The sequence below is a fragment of the Methylobacterium crusticola genome (genome assembly GCF_003574465.1).
Lineage (GTDB): Bacteria > Pseudomonadota > Alphaproteobacteria > Rhizobiales > Beijerinckiaceae > Methylobacterium > Methylobacterium crusticola.
Genome location: NZ_QOWC01000001.1, coordinates 23,839 through 43,174 on the forward strand (window position 1 = coordinate 23,839; position 19,336 = coordinate 43,174).

The 19,336-nt window shown below is 71.1% G+C and carries 17 protein-coding genes; 10 read left to right on the plus strand and 7 right to left on the minus strand.

Annotated features, from left to right (window positions below; translation table 11 throughout):
* Positions 1–3: 3 nt before the first annotated feature.
* The 10 genes from DT057_RS06100 (at position 4) to DT057_RS06145 (ending at position 11,553) form a co-directional block, all read left to right on the plus strand.
* A complete protein-coding gene (locus DT057_RS06100) occupies positions 4–1,359 on the plus strand; it encodes an MmgE/PrpD family protein (RefSeq protein ID WP_128561187.1) in 1,356 nt (451 codons plus the stop codon).
* Positions 1,360–1,401: 42 nt separating this feature from the next.
* A complete protein-coding gene (locus DT057_RS06105; RefSeq protein WP_128561188.1) occupies positions 1,402–2,289 on the plus strand; it encodes an MBL fold metallo-hydrolase in 888 nt (295 codons plus the stop codon).
* A complete protein-coding gene (locus DT057_RS06110; protein ID WP_128561189.1) occupies positions 2,286–3,344 on the plus strand; it encodes a LacI family DNA-binding transcriptional regulator in 1,059 nt (352 codons plus the stop codon). Before DT057_RS06105 ends, DT057_RS06110 begins: the two co-directional genes overlap by 4 nt.
* Positions 3,345–3,430: 86 nt before the next feature.
* Complete coding sequence (locus DT057_RS06115; protein ID WP_128561190.1) at positions 3,431–4,639, plus strand: NADH:flavin oxidoreductase/NADH oxidase; 1,209 nt, start codon at positions 3,431–3,433, stop codon at positions 4,637–4,639.
* A gap of 25 nt (positions 4,640–4,664) precedes the next feature.
* Positions 4,665–5,420 carry an aspartate/glutamate racemase family protein gene (locus DT057_RS06120; protein WP_128561191.1) on the plus strand — a complete coding sequence of 252 codons (756 nt, stop codon included), beginning with the start codon at positions 4,665–4,667 and terminating at the stop codon, positions 5,418–5,420.
* 27 nt (positions 5,421–5,447) lie between these two features.
* Positions 5,448–6,824: an MmgE/PrpD family protein gene (locus DT057_RS06125; RefSeq protein WP_128561192.1), complete on the plus strand. Its 1,377-nt coding sequence runs from the start codon at positions 5,448–5,450 to the stop codon at positions 6,822–6,824.
* The gene (locus tag DT057_RS06130; protein ID WP_128561193.1) at positions 6,821–8,041 is read left to right on the plus strand and encodes an NADH:flavin oxidoreductase/NADH oxidase; all 1,221 of its coding nucleotides are present in this window, start codon (positions 6,821–6,823) and stop codon (positions 8,039–8,041) included. Before DT057_RS06125 ends, DT057_RS06130 begins: the two co-directional genes overlap by 4 nt.
* A 13-nt stretch (positions 8,042–8,054) precedes the next feature.
* On the plus strand, positions 8,055–9,596 hold the full coding sequence (locus DT057_RS06135; protein WP_128561194.1) for a class I adenylate-forming enzyme family protein: 1,542 nt from the start codon (positions 8,055–8,057) through the stop codon (positions 9,594–9,596).
* A complete protein-coding gene (locus DT057_RS06140) occupies positions 9,593–10,510 on the plus strand; it encodes an MBL fold metallo-hydrolase (RefSeq protein WP_128561195.1) in 918 nt (305 codons plus the stop codon). The genes DT057_RS06135 and DT057_RS06140 overlap by 4 nt, the downstream gene beginning before the upstream one ends.
* A gap of 59 nt (positions 10,511–10,569) precedes the next feature.
* Complete coding sequence (locus tag DT057_RS06145; protein WP_128561196.1) at positions 10,570–11,553, plus strand: NAD(P)H-quinone oxidoreductase; 984 nt, start codon at positions 10,570–10,572, stop codon at positions 11,551–11,553.
* A gap of 162 nt (positions 11,554–11,715) precedes the next feature.
* Here DT057_RS06145 and DT057_RS06150 read toward each other — a convergent pair whose 3' ends face one another.
* The 7 genes from DT057_RS06150 to DT057_RS06180 form a co-directional block, all read right to left on the minus strand.
* Entirely contained in the window at positions 11,716–12,690 is a 975-nt protein-coding gene (locus DT057_RS06150; RefSeq protein WP_128561197.1) for a PLP-dependent cysteine synthase family protein, read from the minus strand.
* A 112-nt stretch (positions 12,691–12,802) separates the two neighbouring features.
* Complete coding sequence (locus DT057_RS06155) at positions 12,803–13,828, minus strand: LLM class flavin-dependent oxidoreductase (protein ID WP_128561198.1); 1,026 nt, start codon at positions 13,826–13,828, stop codon at positions 12,803–12,805.
* A 3-nt stretch (positions 13,829–13,831) separates the two neighbouring features.
* Positions 13,832–14,770: an ABC transporter substrate-binding protein gene (locus tag DT057_RS06160; RefSeq protein ID WP_128561199.1), complete on the minus strand. Its 939-nt coding sequence runs from the start codon at positions 14,768–14,770 to the stop codon at positions 13,832–13,834.
* 40 nt (positions 14,771–14,810) lie between these two features.
* Positions 14,811–15,746: an ABC transporter substrate-binding protein gene (locus DT057_RS06165; RefSeq protein WP_128561200.1), complete on the minus strand. Its 936-nt coding sequence runs from the start codon at positions 15,744–15,746 to the stop codon at positions 14,811–14,813.
* A 19-nt stretch (positions 15,747–15,765) separates the two neighbouring features.
* Positions 15,766–17,547, minus strand: coding sequence for an amino acid ABC transporter permease/ATP-binding protein (locus DT057_RS37190; protein ID WP_128561201.1), 1,782 nt, complete (start codon positions 17,545–17,547; stop codon positions 15,766–15,768).
* Between the two features lie 45 nt (positions 17,548–17,592).
* The gene (locus DT057_RS06175; RefSeq protein ID WP_128561202.1) at positions 17,593–18,129 is read right to left on the minus strand and encodes a GNAT family N-acetyltransferase; all 537 of its coding nucleotides are present in this window, start codon (positions 18,127–18,129) and stop codon (positions 17,593–17,595) included.
* 25 nt (positions 18,130–18,154) lie between these two features.
* Positions 18,155–19,333, minus strand: coding sequence for a M20 aminoacylase family protein (locus tag DT057_RS06180; RefSeq protein WP_128561203.1), 1,179 nt, complete (start codon positions 19,331–19,333; stop codon positions 18,155–18,157).
* Positions 19,334–19,336: the final 3 nt, after the last annotated feature.

A 19,336-nucleotide genomic window follows, 5' to 3' on the forward strand; every position in this document is an offset into this window, starting at 1 on the left:
GCCATGGACAGCATCACCCGAAAGGCCGCCGATTTCGTCGCCCGCATCGACGGCGCGCGGGCTCCGGCGCAGGCGCGGCACGCCGCTCGCATCGGCTTCGTCGATTGCGTGGGCGTGATGCTCGCCGGCGCGCGCGAGCCGGCCGTGCGGCTGGCTGCCACGATCGCCTCGCCCGTCCCCGGCAGCAACCAGGCGCCGGTGGCGGTGGACGGGCGGAGCTACGTCGCGGCCGAGGCCGCCTTCGTCAACGGCGTCGCCGCCCACGTCCTCGACTTCGACGACGTGGCGCTGGCGGGGCATCCGAGCACCGTCCTCGTGCCGGCGATCCTGGCCGAGGCCCACGCGCTCTCGGCCTCGGGCGAGGCGGCGATCGACGCCTATCTGGTCGGCTACGAGCTGTGGGCGCATCTGGCCGAGCTCGAGCCCGGTCACCTGCACGATCGCGGCTTCCATCCGACGGCCGTGATGGGAACGCTCGCCTGCGCGGCCGCCGCCGCGCGTCTGCGGCGGCTCGGGCCGGAGGAGACCGCGCATGCGCTCGCCATCGCCGCCTCGCTGGCGGCCGGGCTCGTGGCGAATTTCGGCTCGATGACGAAGTCGCTGCATGCCGGGCGCACGGCGCAGTCGGGCATCCAGGCCGCCCGGCTCGCAAGCGTCGGCTATACAGCCAGCCTCGATGCCCTCGAGCACCGGACCGGGTTCCTGAGGGCCTTCTCGCCGTCCGGCGGCCCGGACCTCGATCCCGCCGCCTTCCGCATCGGCGAGGAGTGGCTGGTCGAGCGATACGGCGTCAACATCAAGCGCTACCCGACCTGCTACGCCACGCACCGGGCCATCGACGCGATGATCGACCTCGCGGACGAGCACGACCTCGGGCCCGAGACCGTCGCGACCATCCACGTCCACACGGGCGCCACCCAGCGCCTGATGCTGCGCAACACCCGGCCCAGGACCGGTCTCGAGGCGAAGTTCTCGATGGAGTTCGCGATGGCGAGCGCCCTCCTGGCGCGGCGGGTCGGGCTCGCGGAACTCACCGACACCTTCGTCGGCCGCGCCGACATCCAGGCGATGCTCGAACGGGTCGACGTCACGGCGGGCGAGGAGAGCGCCGGGACCGACATGCCCATGGCGCCGCACGACCTCGTCTGGGTGACGCTGAAGGACGGCACGGTGCATCGCCACGCCCCGGTGGAGCACGCGCGCGGCTCTTGGCAGCGTCCGCTCGCGCGCGCGGAGCTCGAGGCGAAGTTCCGCGACTGCGCCGAGATCGAGCTGCCGCCCGAACGCGCCGCGGCCCTGTTCGCGAAGCTCTGGGACATCGAGGCCGTCGGCGACCTTCGGGACCTCGCTCTGAACTAGACGCGTCCCGCTGTGCTCCACGGTCGCGACACAGGATGCACGATGAGCCTGCCAGACACGCAGATCCCCGGGGTCTATCACCGCCGCTTCGGCGACATCCTGGTCACGGCCCTGTCCGACGGCTACGTCGAGATGGGCTACGACATCTTCCGGGAGTTCTCGCGCGAGGACGTGGATCGGATGATGGCGCGCGACCACCGGATCTCGCCGCCGCGGATCTCCGTGAACTGCTTCCTCTTGCGGGGTCCGGCCGGCACGGTGCTGGTCGATTGCGGCTCGCAGGACAAGTTCGGACCGACCGCGGGCAAGCTCTTCGCGAACCTGGCGGCGGCCGGCGTCGAACCGGGCGAGATCGCGCACGTGCTCCTCACCCACTGCCATCCCGACCATTCCTGCGGCCTGACGGACGCAGCGAGCGGCCGGCGGCTGTTCCCGAACGCGACCGTGATCGTCAATCGCAAGGAGATCGCGCACTGGTTCTCGGACGAAGCGCTGGCGCGCGCGAATGCGCGCCAGCGCGAGCGCTACTTCGGCTGGGCGCGCGAGCAGGTCGGGCCCTACCGGGCGGAGCATCTGCGGTGCGCGCAGGACGGCGACGAGGTCCTGCCGGGCATCACGCTCGTCGAATGCGCCGGCCACACGCCGGGCCACTCGACCTACGTCCTGCGCTCGCAGGGCCGACGGATGATCGTCTGGGGTGACCTCGCGCACGTTCCCGAGATCCAGGTCGCGCGCCCCGAGGTCTCGATGAGCTTCGACTACGATCCCGACATGGCGGCGGCGAACCGCCTGACGCTGCTGGAGCGCATCCACCACGAGGGCATCCTGGTCGCGGGGATGCACATCCACTTCCCCGGGTTCGGCTACCTCGTGCGCGAGGGGGCGGGCTACCGCGTCGCAACCGAGCAGTGGCAGTTCGAGATCCGATGAGCGTGCACCGAGAGAAGGCACCGAGGGCCCCCACCATCCGCGAGGTCGCGAAGCTCGCCAACGTCTCGACCGGGACCGTGTCGCGGGTCGTGAACGATGCGGCCGACGTCAAGCCGGCGGTCCGCAAGGCGGTCGAGGAGGCGATCGCGGAACTGGGCTACGTTCCCAACGCTGCGGCCAAGTCGATGCGGATGGGGCGCACCCGCACCGTCGGCTGCATCCTGCGCGAGATCAACATCGCCCAGCTCGGCGGCTTCGTCTCGACCGCGCAGAACGTCCTCAACGAAGCCGGCTACGCGCTCCTCATCTCGAACTCGGAGGGCCGGCGCGAGCGCGAGATCAAGCTCCTGCGCAGCTTCTCGAGCGGTCAGGTCGACGGCGTCCTGATGGGCCCCTACACGCCGATCGAGGGCGAGATGGAGGAGATCCTCCGGGACCTGCCGATCCCGCTCGTCATGATCGACCGCGACCAGCCGCCCTGGTGTGATGCCGTCTACGTCGATCACGAGGGCGGGACGCGTCTCGCGACGTCGCATCTCCTCGGTCTCGGCCATCGCCGGATCGCGCTCCTGACCGGGCCGACGGGGCTGCATCCCGGAGCGGCCCGCGTCCGCGGCTTCGAGCGCGCCCATGCCGAACGGGGGCTCGCCCCCATGCCGGATTTCATCGTGTCCGGGAGCTTCCTGCGCGACCACGCCTACCGGGCGACCTCGGCGCTCCTCGGCCTGTCGCAGCAGCCGACGGCGATCATCGCCGGTGGCATCGACATGCTGTCGGGCGTCCTGCGGGCGATCCGGACGCACGGCCTCACGATCCCGGGCGACATCTCGGTGGTCGCCTCGGGGCGGAACGACCTCTCGGACCTGCACCAGCCGCCGATCGCGGTGGTCGGGTGGGAGCAGAGCGAGGTCGGGGCGACGGCCGCGTCGCTGCTCCTCGACCACATCATCCGGGGCAGCCGGGACGAGCCGCGGCGCGTCCTCATCCCGACGACCTTCGATCCCCAGGCATCCTGCGCCCCGCCCCGCGGGCAGGGAGCGGCCGAGGGCCCGTAGCCCGCAGCGGGCGGCGGGCACGACGACGCGGCCTGACGGGACGTGGATCCCGTTCGGGCCGACATGACAATCGGGAGGCAACTGCCATGGACGCCGACGTCAAACTGTTCTCCGCCTTCACCCTGCGCGGCGTGACGCTGAAGAACCGCGTCGTCATCTCGCCGATGGGCACCTATTCGGCGGAGAATGGCCGCCTCCAGCCCTTCCATCATACGCACTACGCCAACTTCGCCATGGGTGGCGCAGGCCTGGTGATGATCGAGCAGACCTCGATCACGCGGCGCGGGCGGGTGACCAACGGCGATCCGGGCCTGTGGGAGGACGGCCAGATCGGCGACATGCGCGCTCTGGTGAGCCACATCAAGAGCTACGGGGCCAGGGCCGGCATCCAGCTCAACCATGGCGGCCGCAAGTCGTCGATGCAGCGGGCGTTCCGGGGCAACGGCCCGCTGACCGACCGCGACCTCGCGATGGGCGAGGAGGAATGGGTGCCGCTCGCGCCCTCGGCCCTGCCGCTCGGGGAGGGCTGGCGGATGCCGGAGGCGATCACCGCGGGCCAGCTCGACGGCCTGCGCGACGCCTTCGCGGCGGCGGCACGGCGCGCGGTCCTGGCGGGCTTCGATCTCGTCGAGATCCACATGGCGCACGGCTACTTGCTGCAGAATTTCCTGTCCCCGCTCGCCAACCAGCGGGACGACGAGTACGGCGGCAGCCTCGAGAACCGCATGCGCTTCCCGCTGGAGGTGGTGCGCGCCGTCCGCGCGGTCGTGCCGCCCTCGATGCCGCTCTTCGCCCGCATCTCGGCGACCGACTGGATCGAGGGCGGCTGGACGATGGATGACAGCCTTGTCCTCGCCCGCGCCCTCGCGGATGCCGGGATCGACCTCGTGGATTGCTCGTCAGGCGGCAACCTGCGCGTCGGCGCGACCAATGCGAGCCTGGGACGGGGGCCGGGATATCAGGTTCCCTTCGCCGAGCGCATCCGCGCGGAGACGGGCATCCCGACCGCGGCCGTCGGCATGATCCGCACGCCGGACTTCGCCGAGCGGATCCTCAGAGAGGAGCGGGCCGACCTGATCTGCATCGCCCGCCAGGCGCTGTTCGATCCGTTCTGGGCCCACCACGCGGCCGAGGCGCTCGGGGTCAACGACGGCTTCGCCGACTGGCCGCCGCAATACGGCTGGTGGCTGGAGAAGTGGGGCCGCGCGCTCTCCGCCAACGGTGAGCGGCCGACGGGTCCCGAGGTCTTCGCGCCGTCGTCGATGCATGCAGCCCGCGAGGGCTCTGCGGCCTGAGCACCAGGGGGAACGGGAGAGCACCATGCCGACGCGCATATGGCACCAATCCGTGAACGAGCTCAGCCGCATCGCGGCCTACAAGCAGGGCATCGAGGCCCATGCCCGGGCGTTCCTCGGCACGCAGGCCGAGATCCACGTGCAGGGTCTCGCCGAGGGAACCTACGGCGACCTCAGCCCGAGCGACGCGCTCGGCAACGCCTACCTCTACCATCGCGTGCTCGGGCCGATCGTCGAGCAGGCCGTGGCGGCGGAGCGCCAGGGCTACGATGCCTTCGTGATGGGCTCGTTCAGCGAGCCCTACCTGCGCGAGATGCGCAGTGCGGTCGACATCCCGGTCGTCTCCCTGACGGAGGCGTCGCTCCTCGTCGGCTGCTCGCTCGGCACGCGGATCGCCCTGATCTCCAACGCCCCGAACGTCGCCTACATGACGAAGCTCTCGGTGGCCAAGCACCATCTCGAGGCCCGGGTCCAAGCCGTGACCGCGCTGGACCCGGGCATGGACGAGTACGCGCTGATCGCGGCCCGCGACGACCCGTCGGCTCTGATCGAGACCTTCACCCGGACCGCGCGCGCGCTGATCGCCGACGGGGCCGAGGTCGTCGTGCCGGCCGAAGGCGTGATGGCGGAGATCTTCGCCAAGGAGGGCCTGCGCCGGATCGACGGGGCCGTTGTGCTCGACGTGTTCGCCGCCGCCTGGAGCCACGCCTTGTCCCTCGTGCGCCTGCACCAAGGGCTCGGGCTCTCGGTCAGCCGCGCCTGGGCTTACAGCCGCGGCTGATGCCCGGCACGAGGGGGAGACACTGACATGACGCCTGCCGGACGCATCCTCGGGGACTATCTCGGGCGCTTCTCGTCGCACACGCTCGCTCCGGACATCCGCGAGAAGGCGCTGATGTGCCTCCTCGACACCCTCGGCCTCGCGCTCTCGGCACGCGACGAGCCGACGACCCGCGCGGCGATCGCCCTGTCGCGGACGCTCGCCCCCGACAGCGACGGCGCGGCGCGGGCCTGGGCGTCCGGGGTCCGCCTCGCCCCGTCCGAGGCAGCCTTCGCCAACGGGGTCGCGGCGCACGCGCATTTCCAGGACGACACCGACCACGAGTCCTGGACGCATCCGGGCTCCCTCGTGCCGCCGGCGGTCGTCGCCCTGGCCGAGCGCGACGGTGCGAGCCTCGAGGCCGCGCTCCGCGCCCTCGTCGCCGGCTACAGCACGATCAACTGGCTCGGCCGCGACGAGGTCGTGGCGCGCCGGTTGATCGCCCGCGGCTTCCGGACCAGCCCGACCTTCGGCACGATCGCCGCGGCGGCGGGCGCCGCCGTCGTGCTCGGCCTCGACCCGGAGCGCGCCGCCTCCGCGGTCTCGATCGCGGCCTCCACCACAGGGGGCACCCTCGAGCCCGTTCGGGCCGGCGCCGACGAGTGGCGCGTCCAGAACGGGCGGGCGGCGCAGGGCGGGCTCGTCGCGGCCTGCCTCGCCGCGGCCGGTGTCGTGGGGGCCCCGGGGGCCCTCGACGGCCCGAAGGGCTTCCTCGCCACCGTCGCCGGCATGGAGCGCGCGCCGGACGTCTGGTCGACGCCGCCCGATCCGGCGGCGATGCGCGGCATCATGTGCAAGCCCTACGCGACGCTCGGCGACAACATGCCGGCCGCCATGGCGGCGCAGAAGCTTCACCAGGACGGCCTCCACCCCGCCGCGGTCGAGGCGATCGAGGTCACGCTCTGGGAGCCCTACACGGTCTACCCCGGCACGAACTTCAAGGGCCCGTACGAGCGCCTGGTGCAGACCCAGGCGAGCACCGCCTTCGCCGTCTCGGCGATGCTCGCGCGCGGGGACATCACCTACGAGATGGGGAACAGCCTGCGGGACGATCCGGTGATCCTCGACCTCGTGCGCCGAACGACCGTGGTGCCGGACGCGGAGGGCGGGGCGCTCGATTCCCGCATCACCATCCGGATGAAGGACGGCTCCCGCCGCGAGGCCCATTCCTCGCAGATGCCGCGAGAGCTGATCTTCCTGACGCGCGACCGCACGCTCGCGGTCTTCGACGCGCGCCTGACGCGTCTCGGCGCGGCCCCGGGCGCCGCCCACGCGTTCGGGGAACGGTTGTTCGACGGGCTCGACGACGCCGGCAGCCTCCCGCTCGGCACCGTGCTCCACCACATCCTGGCGCTCGCGCGATGACGGCGGCCCTGACCACCAACGGCGAGGAGGGCTGGCACGAGGGCCGGCCTCTCCTGTTCCAGCCGTTCACGATCCGCGGCGTGACGCTCAAGAACCGGATCGTCGTCTCGCCGATGGGCACCTATGCGGCCGAGGACGGCCGCCTGACACCGTTCCAGTTCGCCCATTACCAGCGCATGGCGATGGGCGGCGCCGGCCTCGTGATCATCGAGCAGACCTTCGTGACGCGGGCCGGGCGGGTCAGCAACGGCGATCCGGGTCTCTGGGCCGACAGCCAGATCGAGCCGATGGCGGCTCTTGTCGGCGAGATGAAGCGCTACGGCGCCCGGACGGCGATCCAGATCAGCCACGGGGGCCGCAAGGGCGGGCAGCAGCGCGCGCACGAGGGCAACGGTCCGATCGGCGAACGCGACCTCGCCGCCGGGACCGAGCCGCTCTTTCCCATGGGCGCTTCGGCGGTGCCGCTCTCGGACGGCTGGCGCGTCCCGGTCGCGATGAGCGAGGCGCAGATCGAGGGCGTGATCGAGGCCTACGTCGCCGGCGCGCGTCGCGCGGTCCTCGCCGGCTTCGACCTCATCGAGCTGCATCTCGCCCACGGCTACCTCCTGCAGAGCTTCCTCTCGCCGATCGCGAACCATCGCGTCGACCGCTGGGGCGGTTCGCTCGAGAACCGGATGCGGCTGCCCCTCACCGTCGTGCGGCGCCTGCGCGCCATGCTGCCCGGGTCCATGCCCCTGTTCGCGCGCCTCTCGGTGACGGACTGGATGGAGGGCGGCTGGACGGAGGCGGACAGTGTCGTCCTCGCGCGGGAACTGAAGGATGCGGGCGTCGACCTGATCGACTGCTCGTCGGGCGGCAACATGCGGGCCGGCGCGACGAACTCCAACCTCGCGCGGGGTCCCGGCTACCAGGTCGCGCTGTCCGACCGGCTGAGGCGGGAGGCGGGCATTCCCACGGCCGCGGTCGGCATGATCCGCACCCCGGCCCATGCCGAGCGGATCCTCCGGGAGGGGCGGTCGGATCTCGTCTGCATCGGGCGCCAGATGCTCTTCGACCCGTTCTGGGCCCATCACGCCGCCTGGGAGATGGGCGTGGAGCGGGACTTCGCGTCCTGGCCCGAGCCCTACGGCTGGTGGCTCGACAAGTGGGCCCGCGCGCTCGACGCGAGCGGAGAGGATCCGCTCGGGCCGGAGCGCTTCGTGGAAGCGGTGGGATGAGGGAGGGCACGGGATGAACTGGGGGACCGAGCTCGCGACGACCCATCAGCGCTACGGCGACCGCATCGGGATCGTCGACGCGGAGGGGCCGCACCGGATCGCGGACGTGCTCGACGTCGCGGCGGGCATCGCGCGCCGCCTCGCGGCCCGCGGCCTCGGCCCGGGCGCCGTCGTGGCGACGATCTTCCACAACTCGGCGCTCGCTGCATCGGCGAGCTACGCCGTCTCGCTCGCGGGGGCGGCGGAGGTGCCCGTCAACCCGCTCCTGAGCCCTCACGAGATCGCGCACGCCCTCGCCTGCACGGGCGCCGGGCTGGTCCTGATGGACGGCGCGGATGAGCTCCCGGCCGACCTCGGCGTGCCTTGCGAGGACGTCCGCGGGATCGGGGCGTACCCCTTCGTGCCGGAGGGATGGCCGGACGTCGATCCGGACGCCCCGAGCCGGATCGTCTTCACCAGCGGGACGACGGGCCCGGCCAAGGGAGCGATCCACACGCATCGCGGCCGGTGGACCGGCACCCTGATGCTGCGCGCCTCCCTGCCTGTCGCGCCGGGCCGGGAGAGCCGCGTCCTCCTCATTACGCCGTTCTCGCATGGCAGCTCGCTGCTCACCTTCGCGTACCTCGCGCAGGGGGCGAGCGTGCATCTCCTGCGCGGCGTCGCGCCGGCGGTGGTGCTGCCGCTCCTGGCCTCCGGCGAGATCACCGAGGCCTTCGCCCCACCGACGGTGCTCGCCAAGCTCCTCGATGCCTGGGCTCGCCCGGAGTATCGCGACCTCGTGCCGAAGCTGCGCACGATCCTGACCGGCACGGCGCCCCTGACGCCGCTCCTCTACCGTGGCGCCGTCGCGCGGTTCGGCGAGATCGTCCGCGTGACCTACGGCAAGAGCGAGATCTTCAACCCGATCACGGTTCTCGATCCACCCGAGACCGCCGCGGCTTACGCCGAGGCGCCCGGGGAGGGACTGTGCGTCGGCTGGCCGGCGACGGGCGTCCAGGTCGAGATCCGCGACGAGGCGGGCCTGCGCGTGCCACGCGGCGAGACCGGGGCGATCCACCTGATGAGCCCGCATCTCTCGACCGGCTACATCACGCGCGAGGGCCGGAGGCTGCGGGCCGACGGCGAGTTTCACGACACGGGCGACATCGGGTTCGTGGACGCGCGCGGGCGTCTCTTCCTCGTCGCGCGCCACGCCGACATGATGAAGAGCGGCGGCTACAAGGTCTCGCCCGACGAGGTCGAGCGCGCCCTCGCGCCCTTTCTCCCCGAGACGGAACTCGTCGTCCTCGGCATTCCATCCCATTATTGGGGCGAGATCGTCACGCTCGTCGCGCAACGGCCGCCGGAGGATTGGCGCGCGCGCCTCGGCCCGGCACTGGACGCGATGACGCCCTACAAGCGGCCGCGCCTGTTCGCCGCCGTCGAGGAACTGCCGCGCAACGCGATCGGCAAGATCGCGCGGACGCAGCTCCGCCGCCACCTGATGAAGACCCACGACCTCGTCGAGGCGGCCCGGCCCGCTCTCGTCGCGAAACCGGGAGGAGACGCGACATGACCCCCTTCTCCCAGGTGCCGGCACTCTACCATCGCCCGGTGGGCGACGTTCTCGTGACCGCGCTGTGCGACGGCTACGTCGCCTACGACACACTGGAGATCATGCGTGACGGCGATCACGCCAAGCTCGCGCGCTTCCTGCGGGACGACGGGAGGACGGTGCCTCCCGTCGTCTCGATCAACGCCTTCCTGATCCGCGACGGCATCCGAAGCATCCTCGTCGATTGCGGGTCGGGTGACATCATGGGGCCGACCTGCGGCCACCTGCCCGGCCTCCTTCGCGCGCTCGGGATCGCCCCTGGCGCGATCACCGACGTGCTGCTGACCCATGTACATCCCGATCACTCGAACGGCCTGACGGATCCCGCGACGGGGCGCAAGCTGTTCCCGAACGCGCTGGTGCATGTCCACGAGGCGGAGATCGGCCATTGGTTCGACGATGCGGCGAAGGCGGGTGCGACCGAGCGCCAGCAGCGGGTCTACTTCGACGCGGGTCGGACCCAGCTCGGCCCCTACCTCGACGGCGCGGTCCGCCGGTTCTCGCACGAGCACGAGGCGCTGCCCGGCATCACGGCGGTCCCCTCGACCGGGCACACGCCGGGGCACACCTGCTACATCCTCCGATCGCGCGGCGAGGCGATGATCGTCTGGGGCGACACCGTGCACGTCCCGGAGGTCCAGCTCGGCGACCCGGGCGTCGGCATGATCTTCGACACCGACAGTGCGGCGGGTGCGGTCTCGCGGCGGCGCATTCTCCGGCGCTGCATCGAGGAGGATCTTCTGGTGGCTGGCATGCACATCCACTTCCCCGGCTTCGCCCGCATCCGGCCGGGCCATGTCGGCGCGTTCCGGTTCGTCCAGGAGCAGTGGTTCCACGCACCGGGTCACGGTCCGAGCGCGTCCGTCGACCGCTAGCGGGGTGCCTCGAGAACCGCACTTCCACCGAGGCCGAGGGCAGCGTCGAGGACAAAGCCATGCCGACCATGAGCATCTGCCACGCCCCCGAACCCGGGGGGCCGGACGCACTGCGCTTCGGGCGGGCCGAACGACCTTGCCCTGCGGCCCACGAGGTGCTGATCCGGGTCGGTGCCGTCGGCGTCAACCGTCTCGACGCGATGCAGCGCGCCGGGCAGTACCCTCTCCCGACGGGAACGAACCCCGTGCTCGGGGTTGAGTGCGGCGGCACGGTCGTGGAGGCCGGGGCCGAGGTCGACGGGATCGCCCCCGGGACGCGGGTCGCCGCGCTCCTGCCCGGCGGCGGCTACGCGGAATACGCCGTGGCTGACCACCGCCACGTCGTCGCCGTGCCGACCGACTGGGGCGACGTGCGCGCGGCCTCTGTCATCGAGACCTTCTGCACGGCGCACGAAACTCTGTTCGAGCTGTCCCGCCTCCTCCCTGGGGAACGGGTGCTGATCCATGCCGGCGGCAGCGCAGTCGGCAGCACGGCGATCCTCATGGCGAAGAGCATCGGCGCGGAGATCGTGGCGACCGTCGGACGGGAGGACAAAGCGCGTCGACTGCGCGAATGGGGAGTGCCGCACGTCGTCAACTACCGCGATGTGGATTTCGCGGACGCGCTTCGCGAGATCCATCCCGACGGCATCGACGTGGTGGAGGACTTCATCGGGCCCGCCTATCTCGCCCGCCACGTCTCGCTCCTGCGCTGGCGCGGCCGGCTGGCCTTCGTCGGGCTCCTGAGCTCCGGCTTCTGCCAGATCGACGTCGCCGCGGTGCTCCTGAAAATGCTGCAGCTTCGCGGCTTCACGCTCCGGCCGCACTCGGCCGTCGAGAAGGCGGCCGTCGTCGAGCGCTTCCGCCGACGCTGGCTGCCGGAGTTGATCGCCGGCCGCATCACCCCGGCGGTTCATGCAGTCCTTCCCTTCGACAAGGCCGCAGAAGCACATCGCATGTTGGAGCATGCAGACAATTTCGGGAAGATTGTACTCAGGATCTGAGAAGGGTCGGGAAGGGCGACGCAATAGGGTCCCGGAACCGCCGGCCGGGTCAGGGTCCAGCCGAGACAATCGTGATCCGCATCGGGCGAACGGGCGCGACATGCCTTGCCGATACGGAGGCCGATGTGCCTCGGCCCGTTGCCGTGACGCCTGGCCCCGGGTTCAGGCCGAGGCGGCCGGCCGTCCAGCGGGATGGGCCTGCGAGAGGTAGCGTTCCCCGCTGTCGGCGACGATGGCGACGATCGTCTTGCCCCTGTTCTCGCGCCGCCCTGCGAGCAGGGAGGCGGCGTACAGGACGGCGCCCGAGGAGGGCCCCACCATCAGGCCCTCGTCCCGGGCGACCGCCCGCGCCGTCGTCCGGGCGTCGCGCGTCTCGCACGCGATCACCTCGTCGACGACGCTCGCGTCGTAGTTTTCGGGAAGGTGGCGCGGGTCCACCTCCGTCACCTTGTGCACGCCTTCGACGGTGTCGACGTGGGGATGCTCGGGCGTGGGCACGGACCCGGGTGCAGGCTCGACGACGACCACCTGCAGGCCGGGCTTGCGGGACTTGAGGTAGCGACCCGTGCCCGAGATCGTGCCGCCGGTGCCGACCGCCGCGACGAGGATGTCGACCCCGCCCGCCGTGTCGCGCCAGATCTCGGGGCCGGTCGTCCGCGAATGGACGCGCGGATTGGCCGGGTTCGCGCGTTGGTTCGTGTAGAAGGCGCCGGGGTTCTCCCGCTGCACCCGGCCGATGATCGTGTCCAGGGCCCCGGGCTCCAGGAACTCCGCATCGTCGATCAGGACGGTCTGCGCGCCGTAATGGTGGATGAGGGTGACCTTCTCCGGACTGGTGGACGCACGCAGGTAGAACTTCGCCCGGTATCCCCGGGCCGCGGCCAGGGCCGCCAATCCGATCCCGGTATTGCCGCTGGTGAGATCGACGAGCAGCTGCCCGGGCGCGAGCTGGCCTTCCGCCTCCGCGTCGCGGATGATGCCCCAGGCCGTGCGGTCCTTGATGCTGCCGGCTGGGTTCAGGTACTCGATCTTCGTCAGGATGCGGCACAGGAGATCCTGTCGGCTGCCGAAGCGTTTGAGCTCCAGCAACGGGGTGTTGCCGACGAGCGCGGCGAGATGATCGTGCGAGTCGTCCATGCCTCGACCTCCATGCGGCGTGCTCGGGCGGCGGCGCCACCCGGGCGGTTGGTGCAGCCGCCGGTCCCTCGTCGGCGCGCGGTCGGACCGGGTGACAGGACCGCGGCGCCCGTCACGCGGGCGCTCCGGTGCCCCAGCCGAGCCGGGGTGCGATCAGGCCCGCGAAGTCCGCGAGGATCTGGCGGTAGTCGGCGGCGGCGAAGTTGTAGGGCAGCTCCAGCCGGAGCGTGTCGGCGAAGGGGAGGATCGGATCTTCCCGCAGCCGCTCGACCAGTTCGGCCGCGCGACCGACGAGATCGGGCGCGAACAGCGTGCGCCGTTCGCCCTGGGGCGCGAGGGTGCGGGCGTGGCGGCTCGCGGCGAAGTCGCGGTAGCGCCCGCGCGTCGCCGCGTCGGCGCCGTCGAGGGGCAGGATCACCCGGCCGACTGCGATCCGGGGCGCCTGCCCGCCGCGCCAGCTGGCCCGGAACGTCTCCACGAGGCGCCGCTGCGCCGCGAGGAAGTCGTCCGTCTCCTCGCCCGCGGTGATGTTGCCGACGAGGATATGAAAGCCGTTCTCGGCGGCCCAGCGGGCTGATCGCAGCGAGCCGCTGCCGTACCAGAGCCGCTGGCGCAGTCCCGGCGCGTGCGGGCGGAGCCGCGGGCGGTGGCTGCCGGACGCCGAGGTGATGCGGGCGTCGGCCTCGCCGAGCCAGTCGCCGTCGAGGTTGGCGGCCAGGCGGGCGACGCGCCGATGGGAGTGGTCGACGGTCGCCGGATCGCCGTCGAGGAAGCGGTCGCCGAGGAGCGCACCGAGCGGCGGCGGCCCGGCACTGAGGCCGACGTTGAGCCGTCCGCCGGACAGGACGTCCACGAGGGAGAGGTCCTCGGCCAGCCGGAACGGGTTCTCGTAGCCCATCTGGATCACGGCCGTACCGAGCGCGATGCGGCGCGTGCGCTGCGTGGCCGCGGCGAGGAAAGTCGCCGCCGACGAGACTCCAGGTTCGAGGTGGCGCTGACGCACCCACGCGCCGTCGAAGCCGAGCGCCTCCGCGGCCGCGAAGAGATCAAGGGTCTCCTCCAAGCCGGTACGCGGGTCGGCGTCGTCGTAGTTGCCCGGCGTCAGGAAGGCGATGCGCCGGATCGCGAGCCGCGCCATGGCTCAGTACTTCGGCAGGCCGGGCGGGTTGGTCTCGGAGCGCGCAAGCGCCTCTTCCTCGAGGCCCCAGCGCGCCAGCGCCTGGCCGTACTTGCCGTTCGCGATCAGGTTGTTGGTGGCGAGCGTCAGCGCGTCGACGAGGCCGCTCCCCCGACGCGTCGCGATCGCGACGTCCGACCTGAGCGGCCAGCCGGCGCTGAGCGTGCCCACCCGCCGGATGTCCTTGTCGCGCGCCGCCACGAAGACGAGCTGCGCGTGCGGCTGCACGATCACGTCGGCCCGGCCGGAGCGCAACGCCACGAGGCGCGCGGCGTCGTCGTCGAAGAGCTGCAGGTCGAGGGCTTTGAGCCCCGCGGCGACGTTCTGCTTGTTCCATTCGCGCAGGATGCGCTCCTGGTTGGTGCCGCCGCCGACACTGATGCTCAGGCCCGCTGCGTCCCTGGGCTCCCGGATGCTCGCGACCTTGCTGTCGGCTCTCACGAAGAAGCCGTGCAGCCCTTGGCGATAGGTCGAGAAATCGAACTTCTCCTTACGCTGCTCCGTGACGCCGACGTTCGAGATCACGGCGTCGTACTTGCCGGAGGTCAGTCCCAGCGGCCAGTCAGCCCAGGCTACCGCGACGAGGTTGAGCCTGAGCCCGAAGCTGTCGGCGATGAGCTGCGCGAAGTCGGGGTCTGCCCCGACCACGGTCCTGGCGTCCGTCGCGTAGGTGGCGAGGGGTGGCCCCCCGGGGCTGATCCCGACGGTGAGCGTGCCGGGCTCGGCGAACCGGTACGCCATCGGGATGCGGGCGATGGCCGCCGGGTCCTTCTCGGCGCGGACGCGGCCCGGCTGCGCGGGGCCGAGGTCGAAGGGCGCTCCCTGCTGCGCCGAGGCGGGCGCGAGGCAGCCCGCGTACAGCGCGCCGACGAGGAGCGACAGGAGCGTGCGCCGCACAATCATGAAGGTCTCCGGGTCTCGATCGGGGCCGCGCGGGAGCCGGTCACGCCTTCGGCAGGCCGGGCGGGTTCGTGCGCGATTCGTCCACGGCCTCGGTCGAGAGGTTCCAGCGCGCGAGCGCCCTGGCGTAGTTGCCGTTCCTGATCTGCGTGTTGATCGCGTGCGTGATAGCGTCGGCGAGCCCCGCCCCCTTGCGGGTCGTCACCGCGATCTCGGCCAGCGCCGGCCAGCCACCACTGAAGTTGCCGGCGAGCCGCGTCTTGCCCTCCTGCGCGGCCTTGAAGCTCAGGAGTGCGTTCGGACCGAGATAGGCATCGGCACGCCCGGACGCCAGCGCAAGGTAGAGTACGACGTCGTCGTCGTAGTACTGAATCTCGATCGGTTTCAGCCCGACCTTCACGTTCTGCTCGTTCCAGCGCAACAGGATCTGCTCCTGATTGGTGCCGGAGGACACGATCACCTTGAGACCCGCGACGTCCCGCGGCTCGCGGATGAAGACCGGGTTGTCTTTCCTGACGTAGAAACCAAGAAGATCTTTGCGGTAGGTGGAGAAGTCGAATTTCTCCTTGCGCTGTTCGGTGACGGTGACGTTCGAGATGACCGCATCGAACTTGCCCGAGCTGACGCCGAGCGGCCAGTCGGCCCAGGAGGTGGGGATGATCTCGAGCCTGCGCCCGAGCGCGTCGGCGACGAGTTGCGCGATGTCCGGCTCGGCCCCGATCACCGTCCTGGCGTCGCTCGCGTAGCCGCCGAACGGGAAACGTCCGGCGTTGTTGGCGACCGTGAAGACGCCGTCCTTCACGAAGCGCGCATCCTTGGCGACCAGCTTGATCGCGTCCTCGTCGCGTCCTGCGCGGACGCGTCCGGGCTGCTCTGGCGAGAAGTCGATCGCCTGCTGGGCGGCGGTGCGGCCGGGGATGAGCGCAGCGGAGCTGGCGACGAGGAAGGCGAGCGAGTCGCGACGGGTCAGCACGATCATGGTCCTTGTTCGAGAGGGATCACAGCACCTTGGCGAGGAATTCACGGGTCCGGGGATGATCCGGCTCGGCGAGCACCCGGGCCGGCGGCCCCTGCTCCAGGATGCGGCCGTCCTCCATGAAGACCACCTGGTCGGCGACCTCGCGGGCGAAGGCGATCTCGTGCGTCACGATCACGAGCGTGACGCCGGACCGGGCGAGCTCCTTGATGACGTCGAGCACCTCGCCGACCAGTTCGGGATCGAGGGCGGAGGTGGGTTCGTCGAAGAGCAGGACCTTGGGTCGCAGCGCCAGCGCCCGCGCGATGGCGACGCGCTGCTGCTGGCCGCCCGAGAGTTGGCGGGGATAGGCGTCGGCCTTCTCCGCCAGGCCGACCCGCGCCAGCAGCTCGCGCGCCTCCGCGAGAGCCTGTGCGCGGCCGACGCCGCGCACCGTCACGGGCGCCTCGATGATGTTCTCGATCGCCGTGAGATGGGGGAAGAGGTTGAAGTTCTGGAACACCATGCCGACGTCGACGCGGCGCGCCAGGATGTCCTTCTCCTTGAGCTCGTACAGGGTCTCGCCGTCCTGCCGGTAGCCGATCAGGTCTCCGTCGATGGCGATGAAGCCTTCATCGACCCGCTCCAGGTGGTTGATCGCGCGCAGCAGGGTCGATTTGCCTGAGCCCGACTGGCCGATGACGGCTGTCACGCTGCCGGGCCGCAGCGCGAGGTTCACGTCGTCGAGCACCTTGAGGGCACCGAAGCTCTTCGAGACGCAGCTGATCCGGATCTCGCCGCCGCTGCGCGCAGGCAGGCCGGCACCGGCGGACGGGGCCGGGACGGCCGGGACCGTGGAACGTGCCGTGCCCTGGTCGATCGTTCGCCGGAGCCGTTCGAGCGCCTGCGCGATCAGGGAGGGCGGCGGATTGCGCAGCGCACCGCGCGAGTAGTAGCGCTCGATGTGGCGCTGGACGAATGACAGGACGCTCAGAATGACGAGATACCAGACGGTTGCCACCATCAGGAGCGGTATGACTTCCAGGTTGCGCCGATAGATGACCTGGATCGTGTAGAACAATTCGGGCAGGGCCAGGATGTAGACCTGTGAGGTGCCCTTCGCGATGCTGATGATCTCGTTGAAGGCGGTCGGCAGGATGGAACGCATCGCCTGAGGCAGCACGATGCGCGAGACCTGCCGGTGCCGCGGCAGCCCCAAAGCCGCCGCGGCTTCGTGCTGCCCCTGGTCGACCGCCAGGATCCCGCCGCGCACGATCTCCGAGGAGAAGGCGGCGGCGTTCAGCGTCAACCCGAGCACGGCTGCCAGGAACGGCGTGATGAGCTGGGTCGTCTGCCAGGACGCGAAGCTGATCTCGGTGAAGGGCACGCCGAGCCAGATCGTGCCGTAGAGGTAGCCGAGATTGTTGAGGATCAGCAGCAGCACGATCAGCGGAATCGAACGGAACAGCCAGACGTAGCCCCAGGAGAGCGCCGCGAGAAGCGGTGACCCCGAGACCCGGGCGAGCGCCAGGAGGGTGCCGAGAAGGAAGCCGAAGGTGGTGCCGAGCAGGGTGAGCAGCAGGGTGCGCCCAAGCCCGACCAGCACGGGTTCGGCGAAGAACCACTCCGCGAAGATGTCCCAGCCCCAGCGCGGGTTGGACAGCACGGAGTGCAGGACGACGACGATCACGCCCGCGGCGAAGATCGTGCCGACGGTGCGCGCGGGATAGCGCGCCGGGACGATCCGGTAGCGACTGAAATCGCGGCCGGGGGCCGGCGCATCCGCGTGCGCGGGCAGGCCCGCCACGTTGCTGGCGAGGGTCATGGCTGACTCGGCGGGCTCGAAGTCTCGGAGGGGCGGACGACGCGTTCAGGCGGCACTGCGCTGGACGCGGACGTGAGGTGCAGGCTTCGAGGCCGCCGAGGTGGCGGACAGGGCCTTCTCGAAGGCTAGGATCTTGTAGATCTCGGGATCGACCGCGACGTCGAAGAGGGGCGTGTAGCCGAGGCTCAGGTAGAGCGCCTTGGCCTCCGGTTGGCGGAAGCCCGTCGTCAGGTGGATGCGGTCGTAGCCCTGCCGTCCGGCCTGAGCCTCGAGTTCCACGGTGACCCGGCGCGCCAAGCCCTGCCGGCGCAACGCCGTGTCGGTCCAGATGCGCTTGAGCTCGGCCGTGCGTGCGTCGTGCCGCTTGAACGCCCCGCCCGCGACGGCACGCCCGTTGCGCAGGAGCAGCAGGAAATTGCCGTCCGGCGGCGCGAAGAGTTCGGCCGGGTAGCGCGTCATCTCGGCGCCCGGCGGATCGCCGAAATAGCTCCCGTACCGCGTGACGTACTCCCAGGTGAGCTGGTCGAGGAGGGGCTTTGCCCGGGGATCGTGGGGCGTGGTGTAGACGAACTGGTCGGACATGGCGGCGGCCTCTCCGGTCGCGGGGTCAGACGAGAAAGGTGCGGACGAGGCGAACCCAGAAGCTCGCCGCGGGGGCGATGAGGGCGTCGTCGAAGTCGTATTCGGGGCTGTGCAGCGGCGCGCTGTCGCCGTTGCCGACGAAGAGATAGCTGCCGGGTCGCGCCTCCAGGAGGTAGGCGAAGTCCTCGCTCGCCATGCGCGGCTTGAAGTCCGCCTCAAGGCGTTCGGCGCCGAAGGCCGCGAGAGCGACCTCGCGCGCGAACGCCGTCTCGGCGGCGTGGTTGAACACGGTCGGAAGGCCGCGACGGTACTCGATCTCGGCCTGCGCGCCGTAGCTCGCGGCTTGGTCGCGGGTGAGCGCGACGATGCGGTCCTCGAGCCGGCGCCGTACGGTCGGATCGAAGCTGCGGATCGTGAGCTTCAGGTCGACGCGGTCGGGGATGACGTTCGAGGCTTCGCCGCCATGGATGGCGCCGACCGTCACGACCGCTGCCTCCCGCGGATCGACGTTGCGGGCGACGACGCTCTGCAGCGCGAGCACGATGGCGGCGGCTGCGACCACGGGGTCCACCGTCTCGTGGGGCGAGGCGCCGTGCCCGCCCCGGCCGACGACCCGGATCTCCGCCTTGTCCACCGCCGCCATCGCCGGACCCGCGACGAAGCCGAACTGTCCGCGCGGCACGCCGGGCCAGTTGTGCAGGCCGAAGACCGCGTCGACGGGAAAGCGCGCGAACAGACCCTCGCTGACGAGCTTGCGCGCGCCGGCGCCGATCTCCTCGGCCGGCTGGAAGATCAGCGTCAGCGTGCCGGAGAAGTCGGCCTCGGCGAGGCGCCTGGCGGCGGCAAGGAGGATCGCGGTGTGGCCGTCATGCCCGCAGGCGTGCATCGTGCCGTCCGCGGCGCTGGCGTAGGACAGGCCGGTGCGCTCGCGGATCGGCAGCGCGTCCATGTCGGCCCGCAGGCCGAGCCGGCGCTCGCCCGTGCCCTTGCGCAGCACCCCGACGACGCCCGTGCCTGCGAGCCCCGTGGTCACCGCGTAACCGTACGCGTGCAGCCGCTCGGCGACGAGGCCGCTCGTCCGCGTCTCGCGGAAGGCGAGTTCGGGGTGCCGGTGCAGGTCGCGCCGGAAGGCCGTGAACTCGTCCAGGGTGGCGAGGATGCCCGGATCGATGCCACGATCGGCGAGCGCGGTGTGGATCGTCATGTC